The 13,730-nt window shown below is 61.1% G+C and carries 10 protein-coding genes; 4 read left to right on the top strand and 6 right to left on the bottom strand.

The window, feature by feature from the left end; genetic code table 11:
- Window positions 1–32 precede the first annotated feature (32 nt).
- On the bottom strand, window positions 33–1,598 hold the full coding sequence (locus FTE24_RS02255) for a Ppx/GppA phosphatase family protein (protein ID WP_150232498.1): 1,566 nt from the start codon (window positions 1,596–1,598) through the stop codon (window positions 33–35).
- Window positions 1,599–1,762: 164 nt separating this feature from the next.
- The gene (locus tag FTE24_RS02250; protein WP_150232644.1) at window positions 1,763–2,581 is read right to left on the bottom strand and encodes a glycerophosphodiester phosphodiesterase; all 819 of its coding nucleotides are present in this window, start codon (window positions 2,579–2,581) and stop codon (window positions 1,763–1,765) included.
- A gap of 215 nt (window positions 2,582–2,796) precedes the next feature.
- Between FTE24_RS02250 and FTE24_RS02245 the strand changes: the two genes are divergently transcribed.
- The 3 genes from FTE24_RS02245 (at window position 2,797) to FTE24_RS02235 (ending at window position 6,461) form a co-directional block, all read left to right on the top strand.
- A complete protein-coding gene (locus tag FTE24_RS02245) occupies window positions 2,797–3,780 on the top strand; it encodes a carbohydrate ABC transporter permease (RefSeq protein WP_237401591.1) in 984 nt (327 codons plus the stop codon).
- Window positions 3,777–4,601, top strand: coding sequence for a carbohydrate ABC transporter permease (locus tag FTE24_RS02240; RefSeq protein ID WP_415663208.1), 825 nt, complete (start codon window positions 3,777–3,779; stop codon window positions 4,599–4,601). The genes FTE24_RS02245 and FTE24_RS02240 overlap by 4 nt, the downstream gene beginning before the upstream one ends.
- 483 nt (window positions 4,602–5,084) lie before the next feature.
- Window positions 5,085–6,461, top strand: coding sequence for an ABC transporter substrate-binding protein (locus FTE24_RS02235; protein ID WP_415663211.1), 1,377 nt, complete (start codon window positions 5,085–5,087; stop codon window positions 6,459–6,461).
- A 180-nt stretch (window positions 6,462–6,641) separates the two neighbouring features.
- Here FTE24_RS02235 and FTE24_RS02230 read toward each other — a convergent pair whose 3' ends face one another.
- From FTE24_RS02230 to ilvA, 3 genes are all read right to left on the bottom strand, one after another.
- Window positions 6,642–7,697 (bottom strand): S66 family peptidase, encoded by a 1,056-nt coding sequence (locus FTE24_RS02230; protein ID WP_150232500.1) that lies wholly within the window; start codon window positions 7,695–7,697, stop codon window positions 6,642–6,644.
- An 81-nt stretch (window positions 7,698–7,778) separates the two neighbouring features.
- Window positions 7,779–9,092: an ArnT family glycosyltransferase gene (locus FTE24_RS02225; protein WP_237401590.1), complete on the bottom strand. Its 1,314-nt coding sequence runs from the start codon at window positions 9,090–9,092 to the stop codon at window positions 7,779–7,781.
- A 250-nt stretch (window positions 9,093–9,342) separates the two neighbouring features.
- A complete protein-coding gene (gene ilvA / locus FTE24_RS02220) occupies window positions 9,343–10,632 on the bottom strand; it encodes a threonine ammonia-lyase IlvA (protein WP_141448447.1) in 1,290 nt (429 codons plus the stop codon).
- A 290-nt stretch (window positions 10,633–10,922) separates the two neighbouring features.
- Here ilvA and FTE24_RS02215 point away from each other — a divergent pair, with 290 nt between their 5' ends.
- On the top strand, window positions 10,923–11,822 hold the full coding sequence (locus FTE24_RS02215; RefSeq protein WP_150232502.1) for an AraC family transcriptional regulator: 900 nt from the start codon (window positions 10,923–10,925) through the stop codon (window positions 11,820–11,822).
- A gap of 564 nt (window positions 11,823–12,386) precedes the next feature.
- Here the strand turns inward: FTE24_RS02215 and purD are convergent.
- Window positions 12,387–13,667, bottom strand: coding sequence for a phosphoribosylamine--glycine ligase (gene purD, locus FTE24_RS02210; RefSeq protein ID WP_150232504.1), 1,281 nt, complete (start codon window positions 13,665–13,667; stop codon window positions 12,387–12,389).
- Between the last annotated feature and the right edge of the window lie 63 nt (window positions 13,668–13,730).

The following is a 13,730-nucleotide window of genomic DNA, read 5'->3' as shown; positions in this document are numbered from 1 at the left end:
TTTTGTCGTCTTGTTAATTCGTCCGATCCCGGTCAGCCGACCTGGATCTTCAGCTCGATCTTGACGTTCCATTCTTTCTCGAAGTCTTTGGCCGCCGCTTTGAGGTCGCGAATCTCCATGAACGCTTCCGTCCGGCACGTCAGCTCAAGTTCGAAGCGTTCGCCGCTGCGTCTGGCCGCAAGCGCCGTAACGGCCTGCGTCTCGCTGGCGTCGAGAGCGGCCGCCATCTGGAGCACGGCGCCGAGGCGGCGCGTACGCTCCTCGTCTTTCGCCAGCAGGATGTCTTTGTACGTCTGCGCCGTCGTGCTTTTGCGCCATTTGACCTTGCCGGCAATGCCGGCGATCAGCGCCGTCAGGATGATCTCGCGGTGCGTCAGTCCCGCAAGCGGACGCTTGGTGAGCAAATACTGGGTATGCTCCTCGTAATCGATATAGCCGATCTCGGTGCCGGTCTGGTACGTCCAGGCGGCGATGCGCAGCAGCTTGGCGTTCCAGCGGCTCTCTCCTTCTTCGCCCAGCGCTTCGTACAAAATGCGGGCGAACTGTTCCGTGTGACGCAGATGCCGCTGACGCTGCTTCGGCATTTTCGACAGCAGCGCGCGCAGTTCGAATTCCAGCACGTTCTCGTGCACGGCCTGTTCGGGATGCAGCAGCTCGAAGAACAGCCCTTCTCGCAGTCCGGTGCCGCTGACGACGTAGCGCGCCGCCTTCATGTGAAGGAACAGAGTCCGCAGGATGATCAGGCCCGGCACGATGATGTCGGTCCGGCTCTTGGACAAGCCCGGCACCTGCTTGCGGCCGTTGTTGTCCATGCCCGGCAGCGTGGCGTAGAAATGGTCCACGTCTTCGCCCTGCATGACATAGTTGTGCGTGTACGACAACGAATAATTGCGCCGCCGCTGGTCCATTTTGCCGAGTCCGCGTATCGTGCCGCCCAGGCCGACCAGATCGAGGCCCGGATAATCGGAGATCCATGCCTGCTTGCGCGCTTCGGCGAGCACGAATTGTTCCAGTTCGCCCACGCGCTCGTGCGTCCAACTGCCGCTTCCGCCGAAACGCACGTTCATGTTGACCGCGCCGAACGGGAACGAATAGCTCGATACCCGGCGGCGGTCCTGGAACAGCGTCACTTCCGTGCTGCCTCCGCCGATATCGATAATGAAGCCTTCGGCGATGTCGATTTTGTTGACGACGCCGATAAATCCGTAATGGCCTTCCATTTCGCCGGGCAGCAGTTCGATCTGAAGACCGGTCTCCCGGTTCAAAATTTCGATAATCTGGCCGGAGTTCGACGCGTTGCGAATCGCCGCCGTCGCAACGGCGCGGATCTGGGTCGCTCCGTACGCTTCGCAGACTTCCGTAAACTGCTTCAGCACCGGGACGACGGAATAGATGGCCGGCGAAGGCATGATGCCTTCGGGCGTGACGAGCGCGCTGAGCCGTGCCGCTTCGCGCGATTCGGTCAGCACGCGGTATGAGCCGCCGCTGTCGCTTTCATAGACGACGAGCCGAATCGAGTTCGAACCAATATCGATAATGCCCGCTCTGAGGCTCGTCTGCGCCGCCTCGGGGCGGCTGATTTCGGGTGTGGTGGTCATATGGAATGGACAGCTCCTTGTCTCCGGCGCCCGGTATCCGGCCGGGCCGTAATCGCAAACCGGTTTCTTTATCTCATTAGCCTTAACCTTAGCAAACCAAACAGGACGGCGCAATGAGCACCGCCCTGTTTTTTTACATGGATTTTACTTTTCGGACGAGAAGATCAATGAATCTGCTTCGCATTCGGCCGGCGCTGCGAGAGCAGCCGCACGACGCGGTCGGGATGGTCGGTAATGATGCCCGCTGTCCCCATCTCGATCAGCTCGCGCAATCGGCCTTCGTCGTTGACCGTAAACGGATGGTAATCGACGCCCGCCGCGCGCGCGCCCTGCACCCATTCCGCCCGCACGGCTGGATCGTACGCGTGCAGCGCGTCGGCGCCGATCGTTTTCGCGTATTCCCACGGCCGGTACAATCCTTCCATATACAGGATGCCCGTGCGGATGTCCGGAGCCAGCTGTTTGCACAGCGCCAGCGAATAATGATTGAAGCTTGAGATCAGCGTCTGCCGCTCGACGCCGTGCCTGCGCACCGCTTCGATGACGGTCGCTTCCAGCCCTTCGTACGCACGAACCGTGTTCTTGAGTTCCAGGTTGACGATCAGTCCCGTCTGCCGGACAAGCTCCAACAGTTCGTCCAGATGCGGAATGCGCTCGCCCATGAACTCGGGATGGTACCAGCCGCCCGCGTCCAGGCTTTGCAGCTCCGCCCAGGTCTTGTCCCCGACCCAGCCGGACGCCCCGGCCGTGCGGGACAGCGTCTCGTCGTGGATCAGCACCGGCTGGCCGTCCGCGCTCAGCTGCACGTCGGTCTCGATGCCCGTCGCCCCGAGTTCCACCGCCCGGCGGAATGCCGCCATCGTGTTTTCGGGCCGCGTGCCCGAAGCTCCCCGGTGCGCGAAAATAATCGGAGCGGCCGCTTGGCCGTCCGCCGTGCGTAATTCCGTATCGATCGTATGCGTGCCGCGAATAGGTTCGTTCATCATGATCGCCTCTTCTCCGGTGCGGCCGCCTGGCCGCCCTTGTATGTTCGGGGTCCGTCTTCGTCCAGTATAACGGCCTTGCGTAAAGGCCATGTTAAACGCAAACGTTTACCGTAAAATGGAACTTTTACACAGCAGGGGGATTTTATTTAACAATACGCTGGTAGTCTGAATGCAGGCATTACCCCGACGTACATAAGGAGGAACAGCACCGCATGGAAAACATGAAGAACTCCCCTCCGCTTCCGCTCGAACAGAAAAGGCCGACCGGCCGGGGAACGCGTGCAGCCGGCATCAGCGGCGAACCATCGAAGGCAGCAAGCCTCGGCCGATGGCGCGAAGGAGCGCTGGCGGTAGCGTTTATCGCACCGGCCCTGCTGCTGTTCGGCATCTTTCTTTTTTATCCGCTTGCGCAATCGGTGTATCTGAGCCTGCATTCGACGAATCCGCGCGGCCAGGTCGCGAACTTCGTCGGTCTCGCGAATTTCCGCAACCTGTTCCAGTCGCCGGGATTCCCGAACAGCCTGATGGTCACGCTCAAGTTCATTCTGCTGACGGTTCCGGCAAGCCTTGCGTTTGCGCTCGTCTTCGCCGCCGTATGCCGCAGCCGAATCCGGGGCATGAGACTGTTCCGGTTCGTCTTCGCCCTTCCGATCGCGGTATCCGTCAGCACGGGCTCGATCATGTGGATGGTGTTGTTCCATCCGACGCTTGGCACGCTGAACTATCTGCTCGGCAAAATCGGCCTGACCCCGGTGCAGTGGCTGACCGACCCGAATATGGCGCTGCTGTCGATCTCGCTCATGACGGTCTGGATGAACGTGGGCTTCCTGTTCATCCTGCTGCTCGGCGGCATGCAGGGCGTTCCGGAAGAAATCTACGAGAGCGCCAAAATCGACGGTTCCGGCCCGGTGCGCACGTTCTGGCGCCTGACGCTTCCGCTCGTGTCGCCGACGCTGTTCTTCGCTTCCGTCACTTCGGTCATCGGCGCATTTCAGGCGTTCGGACAGATTAATATCCTGACCAAGGGCGGTCCCGTCAACAGCACCAACGTGCTCGTGTTCAAGCTGTACGAAGACGCGTTCGTGAACTTCCGCTTCGGCGTCGGCAGCGCGCAGGCGCTCGTCCTGTTCGCGATCGTGCTGCTCATTACGGTGCTCCAGTTCGTGTTCGCCGAAAGGAAGGTGCATTACCAGTGAGACCGATCTCCCTGCCGCGTCTTCTCGCTTACACGTTCTCGGCGGTCGCGGCGCTGTTCATCCTGTTTCCGTTCTGGATCACCGTCTCGAACGCGTTCATGACCGAAGCCGAATCGGCGGCCTATCCGCCGAAGCTGTGGCCGACCGGGCTGCACCCGGACAATTTCGCGCAGGTGCTGGCCACGATTCCGATTCTTCGTTTCATCATGAACAGCTTCGTCGTGAGCGGCGCCATTACAGTCGGCTGCCTGATCACGTCGTGCATGGCGGCTTACGCGTTCGCGTTCCTGCGTTTTCCCGGCAAAAAAGCGATCTTCGCGCTGTTCCTGTCCACGATGATGATTCCGTGGGAAGTCGCGATCATCCCGAACTACCTGACAATCCGCAGCTGGGGCTGGCTCGACAGCTACGCCGGCTTGACGGTCCCGTTCCTCGCGACGGCGTTCGGCGTGTTCCTGATGCGCCAGTTTTTCCTCCAGCTGCCCAAAGAGCTGATGGAAGCGGCGCGAATCGACGGATGCGGACATGTCCGCATCTTCCTGCGGCTGGCCGTGCCGCTGTCCATGCCGGGTCTTGCGACGCTCGCCGTCTATTCGTTCCTGAACCATTGGAACATGTATCTGTGGCCGCTGCTCGTGACGAGCAGCGAGAACATGCGCACCGTCCAGATCGGCGTCAGCATGCTCCAATTTTCGGAGATGACGGCCTGGAACCTCGTCATGGCCGGACTCGTGCTCGTGCTGCTGCCGTCCCTGGTCATGCTGGCGCTCGGGCTCGGCCGGCTCGTCGGCGGGCTGACCGCCGGCGCGCTAAAAGGCTGATCGTCCGGCTTGGCGGCTTCTTCCGCCCGCTGCCGATCCGGGAGAACAACCTTCTCCCGGATCGGCAGTAAGCGGCAGAGACGCCGTCCCCGCTGAGGCGACGAACGATACGTTCGCCGCCTGATCGGAGACGGTACAAATCCGTCCGGCTTCCGGCCCGGCCCCCGCCGGGTCACCCTTGATTCATAGGCTGTCGATCTTTTCAGCAATCCGCGGAAGGTACATCTCCTTCCGCATCGATTCGAAACGGTCTGCGTCTTCGCCCTGCGCGAAGCGCGGTTCTCGTGGAATCCGGTCTGCGTCCCGACATCCCCCTACCTTGACGGGACGCCCGGATCTCCGGATAACCCGGACGGACACGCGGAGGCATCTGCGGCTCCGCCTTCCTCCGGGTCTTTTTTTACGGCTTCAACGCTTCAACCCATACACATACTATGTTCAGAAGAGGGAGTGGGAAGTTTGTTGCAAAGTAGCAAGAAGTGGATGTTCGCCTGCCTGTGCCTGATGATGGTCATCCTGACCGCATGCGGAGGAGGAACCGGAAGTTCGGCAGCCGGCGGAGCGACGGCGGAAGCCGCGGCGGCTAACGGAGAAAGCGCCAAGACGACAGACAGCGTGGCTCCGGTCAAAGTCGTCTGGTGGCACGCCATGAGCGGCGAGCTCGGCGGAGTCGTGGACGAGCTGGTCAAGCGGTTCAACGAATCGCAAGATGACGTGGAAGTCGAAGCCGTGTTCCAGGGAACCTACGACGAGAGCCTGAACAAGCTCAAAACGGCGATGGGCTCCGGTACGGGACCGACGATGATCCAGACGTACGAGATCGGCAGCCGTTTTATGATCGATTCCGGCGCCATCACGCCGATGCAGCAGTTTATCGACGGCGAGAGCTATGACGTGTCCAAGCTGGAGCCGAACATTCTCGGCTACTACACGTTCGACGATCGTCTCTACTCGATGCCTTTCAACACTTCGAACCCGATTCTGTACTATAACAAAGACGCTTTCAAAGCGGCCGGACTCGACCCCGAGAACCCGCCGAAGACGTACGAGGAAGTGGAAAAAGCGGCCAAGACGCTGACTCAAGGCGGCGTGACCGGCGGATCGTTCGCGATTTACGGCTGGTTCATGGAGCAGCTGCTCGCCAATCAGGGCGCGGAACTGCTCAACAACAGCAACGGCCGTGCGGGCATGGCCGATCAGGCACAGCTCGGCGCGCCGGCTGCCGTCCGTACGCTCGAATGGTGGAAAAAGATGGTCGACGCCGGCACGATGCTGAACCTCGGCCGCAAAACGGACGACACCAAAAAGGCGTTCGCGGCCGGACAAATCGCCATGACGCTCGACAGCACCGCTTCCCTGCGCGGCATCGTGCAGGCAGCCGACGGCAAGTTCGAAGTCGGCACCGCACCGCTGCCGAAGCCGACCGCGGCCGATGCCGACAAAGGCGGCGTCGTTGTCGGCGGAGCCAGCCTGTGGATCATGAACGACCGGCCGGAAGCCGAACAGCAGGCAGCCTGGAGCTTTATCAAGTTCCTGGCCGAACCGGCTACCCAGGCTTACTGGCATGTGAACACGGGCTACTTCCCGATCACGAAGCAGGCCTACGACGAAGACCTCGTCAAGGAAAACCTCAAGAAGTATCCGCAGTTCCAGACTGCGGTCGACCAACTGCACGGCACGGAGCCGACTCCGGCTACCCAGGGCGCCGTCATGGGCGTTTTCCCGGAAGCGCGTCAGCTGACGGAGACGGCGATCGAAGAAGCGCTCACCGGCGCCGCTACGCCGCAGGACGCGCTGGATCGCGCTTCGGCCGAGATCACGCAGAAGATCCAGGAGTACAACAGCACGGTCGCGCAGTAAGCGACCGGTCGACACCGGCAAGCGCGAGCGGAGCTGGGCAAGCATCCCGCAGCGCGCAGACTTGCGCCATACAAAAAAGACCGGCTGAAGTTCAGCCGGTCTTTTTTTGCTTTTTTCCGTAACGTTATTTCCCTTTACATCGGGCTGTATCCCAATGCCGCGCCCTTTTCCGCTGCGCCCTCATTTGTAAATCTGCCGCACGCTCGCCGTCCCTTTCTCTTCCGAGAACTCCACCTGCGCCATCGCGCCGTTGATGAGCGTAAGCTGCGGCGGCATATGGCCGCAGTCGATATCGTACAGCACCGGCACGCCGAGTTCTTCGGCCACGTCGCGGTAGACGTCCACCGCCGTATATCCGTCGACCGCCCCGTTGGCCGGGCTGCGGCCGAACATCAGGCCGGCACAGTTGTCGAACCAGCCGGCCAGCTTCATCTGCACCAACGAGCGGCGCAGATCCGCCGTGTTCATCTCGCAGTTCTCCAGCACCCACAGCACCGGTTCGCCGGGCAGATGCGTGTCCCGGAAAGTGCGCACGTCGCCGTAAGGCGTTCCGACCAGATGCCGGATTACGTCGATACAGCCGACGAGCAGCCGGCCGTTGAACCCGACGTCGCCGCCGGAGACGCTTTTCCAGACGGTCGGTTCCGTCAGGTTGAACACGGAATCGTCTGCCGCTTCCGCTTCTGCCGGATTCGCTTCTTCGGCCTCCGGCCGGCTTTTCCACTCGACCTGGTACAGATCGGAAGAGTGCTGCTCGAACGAACCGCCGGCCGGCGTCGTCAGCGCGTCCCGCCACTTGGCCGTCGTGCTGTCCGTGACGCGGCTGCGCAGATCGAGCAGGTTGGTGCCGTGCGCTGTCGCCAGTCCCGTTCTGAGCGTCACGGCGAGCAGCAGCAGGCTGATGTCGGAATACCCGAGCAGCCACTTGTCGCCGATCCGGTCGAAATCGAGATGCTCCAGCACTTCGATCAGCAGCTCCCCGCCCCAGGGCGGCAGCACGAGTCCGATCCGGTCGTCCTGCAGCATCCGGTTCAACTCTTCCGCGCGCAGGCGGGCCGGCGCGGACTTCGCTTTGTGCTGCGTCCAGACGGTATCGCCGGTCGATACGGCGAATCCTTCTTCTTCCATGCGGCCGATCGCCTGCTTCAGCAGGTCGTGCATGTCCGGCGCGACGCCGTAAGAAGGAGCCGTAACTCCGATCGTCGTGCCTTCTCTCAAAAATGGATAACGGATCATGGTCGGTGCTCCTCTCCCGCGGCCGGCCCCGCTTTTTTTGCGATCAAACCGGCCTGTCAGGCGTTGATTTGGGTACTTTTCTCACTTAAACGTATAGCCTTCGCCCGCGCTGCCCGATACCGTATGCCGGCGGCGAAGCAGATCCCACACTTTGCACAGCGCGTACGCCGTGAACGGCAGCATGAACACAATCGTCGGATAGCCGTAACGGCCGAACGCCACGAACGGAATATAGAGCGCGGTAAAATAAGCGAACGTCAGCAGCAGCGGCAGCAGGCGGCCGAAGCGTTCCCGGACGAGCGCCGATACGAGCCCGACCAGCGTCACGCACACCAGCACCTTCTGCATCGCATCCATGAACGGACGCTGGATCGGCCAGATCGGACGCCAGTAATACGACTCGATGTACAGCCCTTCCAGCTTGCCAAGCGTGTACCAATGCAGGTACGTCCAGAAATGGTGCGAGAAGCCGTACCGCAAAATGTCCAGCCCTTTGTCGATCGCGCTGCTGTCCCAGCCTTTGAAAATAGTAGCCGGGTCATACTGCGGATAAGCGTCGAAGAAGCCGGCCGGCGGCAGTCCGTATTTGATCCGGGTACCGAGCAGGAACGGACTGCCGGCCGAACGGGTAAACAGGATGAATTCGCCGAACGTGTTCCAGTTGCGTATCCACCACGGGCACAGCAGCAGCACATACGTGCCGAGCACCGCTCCCGTGCAGCGCAGCATTTCCTTGAAACTGTATCCGTCGCGCAGCCACAGAAACAGCAGCACGGCCGGGAACAACGAAGCCTGGGGCTTGAAATAGGCGGCCGCGGCCGTCAGAATGCCCACGATTATGTAACCGGACAGCTTGCGCCGCTCGACGGCTACCATCATGGCAAGCACGAGCAGCATGCAGAGCAGGCGAAACGTCGATTCCGTCAAGATGACGCCCGAAGAGAAATAATCCGGGGGATACAACGCCGCCAGCACGCAGGCCACCAAAGCGATCCGGCGGTTGAATACGCGGCGGGCGATCAGGAACAGCAGATAGACGCACGCGACCTGCTCCAGACATTGGAACAACCGGAAAGCGGTAATCCCGCCTTCCTGCCCGAGAGGCCCGATAAAAGCGGCCAGCAGCAGCGGCATGCCCGGCATAATAAACGCGCTCGGCTCTGTCCCGCTGTCCAGGTTGATATACGTGAGCGGCCCTCCTTCGAGCAGCGTCTCTGCGCTTCTTACGTATTTGACGTCGTCGTTATTCGGTTCGTTCAGGTCGCCGAGCAAAAAGTAATGGTTGTGCGACAGCACGACGAACACCGATACCGCGAGCACAAAAGCCATGATCGAGATCAGCCAGATCCGGTCGCGCCGGCTCGTCGTTTCGTTCTCTTTTACAGAAAAAAACAAAATCTTTCCTCCTTCTTGCGAAATCCATCCCGCTATCGTTCCTATCTTATGCAAATTCGCCGACGATTACAAAGGAATTTACGCCGGATGCTGCCAGGTAGGTACCTCGCCTTATAAACGCTTATGCCGTGCAAAAAGTTCCCGCCAAAAAGCCTGTCCGCGAGCGGGCATTTCCCGGCTGCGGACAGGCTGTTCGGTTGGGAATCGGATCGGATTGAGGCTGCGCTGCCGCCCTGCGCCGAAGCCGCGTTCAGATCAACAGGCTGAACAGGCTCGGATCGCGGTTAAGCTCGGTGTAATTGATGCCCTGTTCGTCCATGCGGGCGATCAGCGGTTCGTAGTCTTCCCGGGACGTCAATTCGATGCCGACGAGCGCCGGACCGTTCTCTTTGTCGCTTTTCTTCGTATATTCGAAGCGCGCGATATCGTCGTTCGGACCGAGCGCTTTCTCGAGAAACTCGCGCAGCGCGCCGGCTCTCTGAGGGAAGTTGATCAGGAAATAATGCTTCAGCCCTTCGAAAATAAGCGACCGTTCCTTGATCTCCTGCATCCGGTCGATATCGTTGTTGCCGCCGCTGATCACGCAGACGACCGTTTTGCCTTTGATCTCGCCTTGGTACAGATCGAGCGCGGCGACCGGAATGGCGCCGGCCGGTTCGGCCACGATCGCGTTCTCGTTATACAGGTCGAGAATGGTCGTGCACACTTTGCCTTCCGGCACTTTGACGACTTCGTCGAGGCGCTGTCGGCAGATGTCGAACGTCAGCTGCCCGACCCGTTTGACCGCCGCACCGTCGATAAACTTGTCGATCGTATCGAGCGTCACGACATGGCCGCGCGCCATCGCTTCGCTCATCGAGGCGGCACCGAGCGGCTCCACGCCGATCATGCGCGTGGACGGGCTCATCGTCTTGATATACTGCGATACGCCGGCCGCCAATCCGCCGCCGCCGATTGTCACGAACACATAGTCCGCCGGCCGATCCAGACTCTCCATAATCTCCATGCCGACCGTGCCGTTGCCCGCGATGATCATCGGATCGTCGAACGGATGGATAAACGTCAGCGCCTGCTCGGTGCAGACTTTCATCGCTTCTTCGTAGGCGTCGTCGAACGTGTCCCCGGTCAGAATGACCTCGACGTTGCGGCCGCCGAATTTGCGCACCATTTTGACTTTCTGGTTCGGCGTCGTGCTCGGCATGTAGATTTTGCCGTGAATGCCGAGCGCCTGACACGAAAAAGCGACGCCCTGCGCATGGTTGCCCGCGCTCGCGCAGACGATGCCGCGTTCATGCTGCTCCTGCGTCAGGCTGCGGATTTTGTTATAGGAGCCGCGAATCTTGAACGAACGCACCACCTGCTGGTCTTCCCGCTTCAGGTACACGTCGCACTCGTACTTCGCCGACAGGGTCGCATCGCGGTGCAGCGGCGTGCGCACGATCGCTTCGCGCAGCCGGTGATGCGCCCGTACGATATCTTCCATCGTCACCGTATCGCCGTTCTTGTTATCGTCCAATTCCGCAGTAGGTTCGGTTTTCATCTCGTTCTCCTCGTTCCTGGTTTTGTTTCTCTGTATGCTATCCCGACAGTGCCAGCCATTAAATTTAAAGGTAACGCGATTGGACGGAAAATTCAAGCTTCGGGCGCAAAAGGAACCGGCCGGACAGCGGATTTTCCGCGGATTTCCGGCTGATCGAACGGCGTCGGCGCGACGGGGTGGGAGGCGGTTCGCCGAGATTCGGCCTTCTTTTTCAAAAGCGCAAAAACGGACAAGCATCCGCCTCTTCCCTTCTGTTACACTGAAATCACCGATCGGGAGGGAACGCACACATGGACTACACCGCATGCCTCCAGCGCACGCTGGACCATATCGAAGATCATCTCAAAGAACCGCTGACGGCCGAACAATTGGCGAATCTGGCCGGGTTCTCGCTGTATCACTTCTATAAAGTGTTTCACTCGCGGACCGGCCTGCCCGTCATGGATTACGTCCGCCGGCGCAGGCTCGCGCACGCCGCGGCCGACATGGCCGGCAGCCGTACGCTGCTTGCGATCGCGCTGGACTACGGGTTCGAGACGCATGCGGGCTTCACCAAAGCTTTTCGCAAAACGTACGGTTTGACCCCGGAACAGTATCGCATCCACGCCACCGGCCGCGTTCCCGAACGGGTGGACCTTGCGAAGCTGGCCGACTACCATATGACCGGAGGAATGATGATGCGACCCACCCTTGTAACCAAACCCGAAATCAAGCTGGCGGGCTATGCCCTGGAGACCACAATGAACGGCGAGAACCTGACCGACATTCCCGCTTTTTGGAACCGCTATATCGAGGAAAACCGGGGCCGCGATCTGCAAGAGACGCTGGCTCCCGTCAGCCCTGCCGAATACGGCGCCTGCATCATGCTGCCGGACAAGCCGGAGCATTTCCTGTACCTGATCGGCGTGGAAGTCGCCGATTTCGACAGCGTGCCGGAGCGGATGCAGACCGCCGTCCTTCCGGCTTCCACGTACGCCGTGTTCACGACGCCCGCCGCAGACCGCGCAAACGGCGGCTTCTCCGACGCCATTCAGGGCATGACCACCTACGTCTACAACGAATGGTTCCCGAACTCCGGCTACACCTTCGCGCCCGGCGGCGTCGAATTCGAACTGTACGACGCCCGCAGCGACGGCGACTCGAACCTGCAAATGGATCTGTACGTGCCGGTGGAGAAGCAGGCGGAGTGAAGGGGGTGTGCGGGAAGGAGCGGGGCAGTGAGGGAGTAAAGGCCAATGCGTGGAGATCGGCGCGGGCAAACCCTTCCCAGTAAAAGAATAAGCCCGGACCTATAAAGGTCCGGGCTTTGCTGTGAGCGCTTCGCTGGTCGCGGGTCGCTGGTCGCGGGTCGCAGCGTTCTAACGAATCCTCATACCGCTAATCCGTCGATTAGGCTTGTCTTGCGATTCTAACGAATCGCTGTAACGCTATTTCCCGATTCCCGGCCTAAACCGGCGCAAAATCGTCGAATAGCGTTCCTACGATTCGTTAGATCGGGAAAACCGGCCAAAACGGCTCAATAAGGCGTCTACGATTCGTTAGCGCCGCCGGGCCGGGCAGATAGGACGCTGGGCGAGGCCATCAGCGCCTCTATGCGGCGTTTCATGCCCAAACGCTGTCTCATGCCGTCGCCGGCTCGCTTAGCTGCAGCCCTAGGCAATCCTGCGCCTTCCGCTGCTCAGATCCCGCAGCCCCAGGCAACCCCGCGACCGCCGCACCTGTGCGCTCACGCGGCAGCCAGCCCCCTGCCCGCGTCACCCCCGCGGCAGCGCCTTCGCCGCGATGTCGCCGCGCATATGCGCGCCGTCGAACGCGATGCGCTGCGCCGCCGCGTAAGCGGCGTCGCGCGCTTCGCCGAGGCCGGCGCCGCGGCCGACGACGCCGAGCACGCGGCCGCCGGCGGTCACAAGCTCGCCGGCTTCGTTCCGCGCGGTGCCCGCGTGGAACACGAGCGAACGGCCTTCGCTCTCGGCATCTTCGATGCCGGTAATCACCCGCCCTTTCGGGTACGAAGCCGGATAGCCTTCGGAAGCCAGCACGACGCAGACCGCCGCTTCGTCGCTCCAGCGAATGTCCGCGTCCGCAAGCGTGCCGTTTACGGCGGCGAGGAAAATCTCCAGCAGGTCGCTCTCCAGACGCGGCAGCACGACCTGGGTCTCCGGGTCGCCGAAACGCGCGTTGAATTCGATCGTGCGCGGCGTGCCGTCGGCTTCGATCATCAGGCCGGCGAACAGGACGCCGGTAAACGGACGGCCTTCGCTGACCATCGCGCGGGCGGTCGGCTTGACGATCTCTTCGATCGCGCGTTCGACGATCGCCGGATCGATATGCGGCAGCGGCGAATACGTGCCCATGCCGCCGGTATTCGGGCCGAGGTCGCCGTCGTAGACCGGCTTGTGGTCCTGCGCCGCCGGCATCGCGCGGACAGTCTCGCCGTCGACGAACGCCAGGATCGACATCTCTTCGCCCGTCATGCATTCTTCGATGACAACCGTGCTGCCCGCCGTGCCGAACGTGCCGCCGACCATGGCGTCGTGCAGCGCTTTTTCCGCTTCTTCAAGGGTCTGCGCGACCGTTACGCCTTTGCCCGCGGCCAGACCGTCGGTCTTGATTACGATCGGAGCGCCCTGTGTGCGCACATAAGCCAAAGCCGTGTCATAATCGTCAAACGTTTCGTACGCGGCTGTCGGAATATTGTATTTCTTGAGCAGGTCTTTCATAAAGGCTTTGCTGCCTTCGATCTCCGCCGCGTTCGCCCGCGGGCCGAATACCGGAATGCCTTTGGCTTCGAACGCGTCCACGATGCCGCCCGCCAGCGGATCGTCCGGGCCGATCACGGCCAGGCCGATGTTTTTCTCCAGCGCAAAAGCCGTCAGCGCGTCAAAATCGAACACGCCGATATCGACGCATTCCGCCGTCCGGGCGATGCCGGCGTTGCCCGGCGCGCAGTAGATCTTCCCGGCTCGCTGCGACTGCGACAGCGATACGCAGATCGCATGCTCGCGGCCGCCGCCTCCCACAACCAAAATATCCATTCGAACATCCCTCCCGCTTCCTTGTGTGTTCCTTTTCCCGACAAAAAAAACGCACGGCGTCCC

It is taken from the genome of Saccharibacillus sp. WB 17 (assembly GCF_008634075.2).
Classification (GTDB): domain Bacteria; phylum Bacillota; class Bacilli; order Paenibacillales; family Paenibacillaceae; genus Saccharibacillus; species Saccharibacillus brassicae.
The sequence above is the reverse complement of the archived record's forward strand: the minus strand, read 5'-3'. Positions and strand labels throughout refer to the sequence as shown.

What these genes read in the sequence shown, in the direction of transcription:
- FTE24_RS02255 (WP_150232498.1), bottom strand. Translation starts at nt 1,598, where the DNA reads ATGACCACCACACCCGAAATCAGCCGCCCCGAGGCGGCGCAGACGAGC.
- FTE24_RS02250 (WP_150232644.1), bottom strand. Translation starts at nt 2,581, where the DNA reads ATGAACGAACCTATTCGCGGCACGCATACGATCGATACGGAATTACGC.
- FTE24_RS02245 (WP_237401591.1), top strand. Translation starts at nt 2,797, where the DNA reads ATGGAAAACATGAAGAACTCCCCTCCGCTTCCGCTCGAACAGAAAAGG.
- FTE24_RS02235 (WP_415663211.1), top strand. Translation starts at nt 5,085, where the DNA reads ATGTTCGCCTGCCTGTGCCTGATGATGGTCATCCTGACCGCATGCGGA.
- FTE24_RS02230 (WP_150232500.1), bottom strand. Translation starts at nt 7,697, where the DNA reads ATGATCCGTTATCCATTTTTGAGAGAAGGCACGACGATCGGAGTTACG.
- ilvA (WP_141448447.1), bottom strand. Translation starts at nt 10,632, where the DNA reads ATGAAAACCGAACCTACTGCGGAATTGGACGATAACAAGAACGGCGAT.
- FTE24_RS02215 (WP_150232502.1), top strand. Translation starts at nt 10,923, where the DNA reads ATGGACTACACCGCATGCCTCCAGCGCACGCTGGACCATATCGAAGAT.
- purD (WP_150232504.1), bottom strand. Translation starts at nt 13,667, where the DNA reads ATGGATATTTTGGTTGTGGGAGGCGGCGGCCGCGAGCATGCGATCTGC.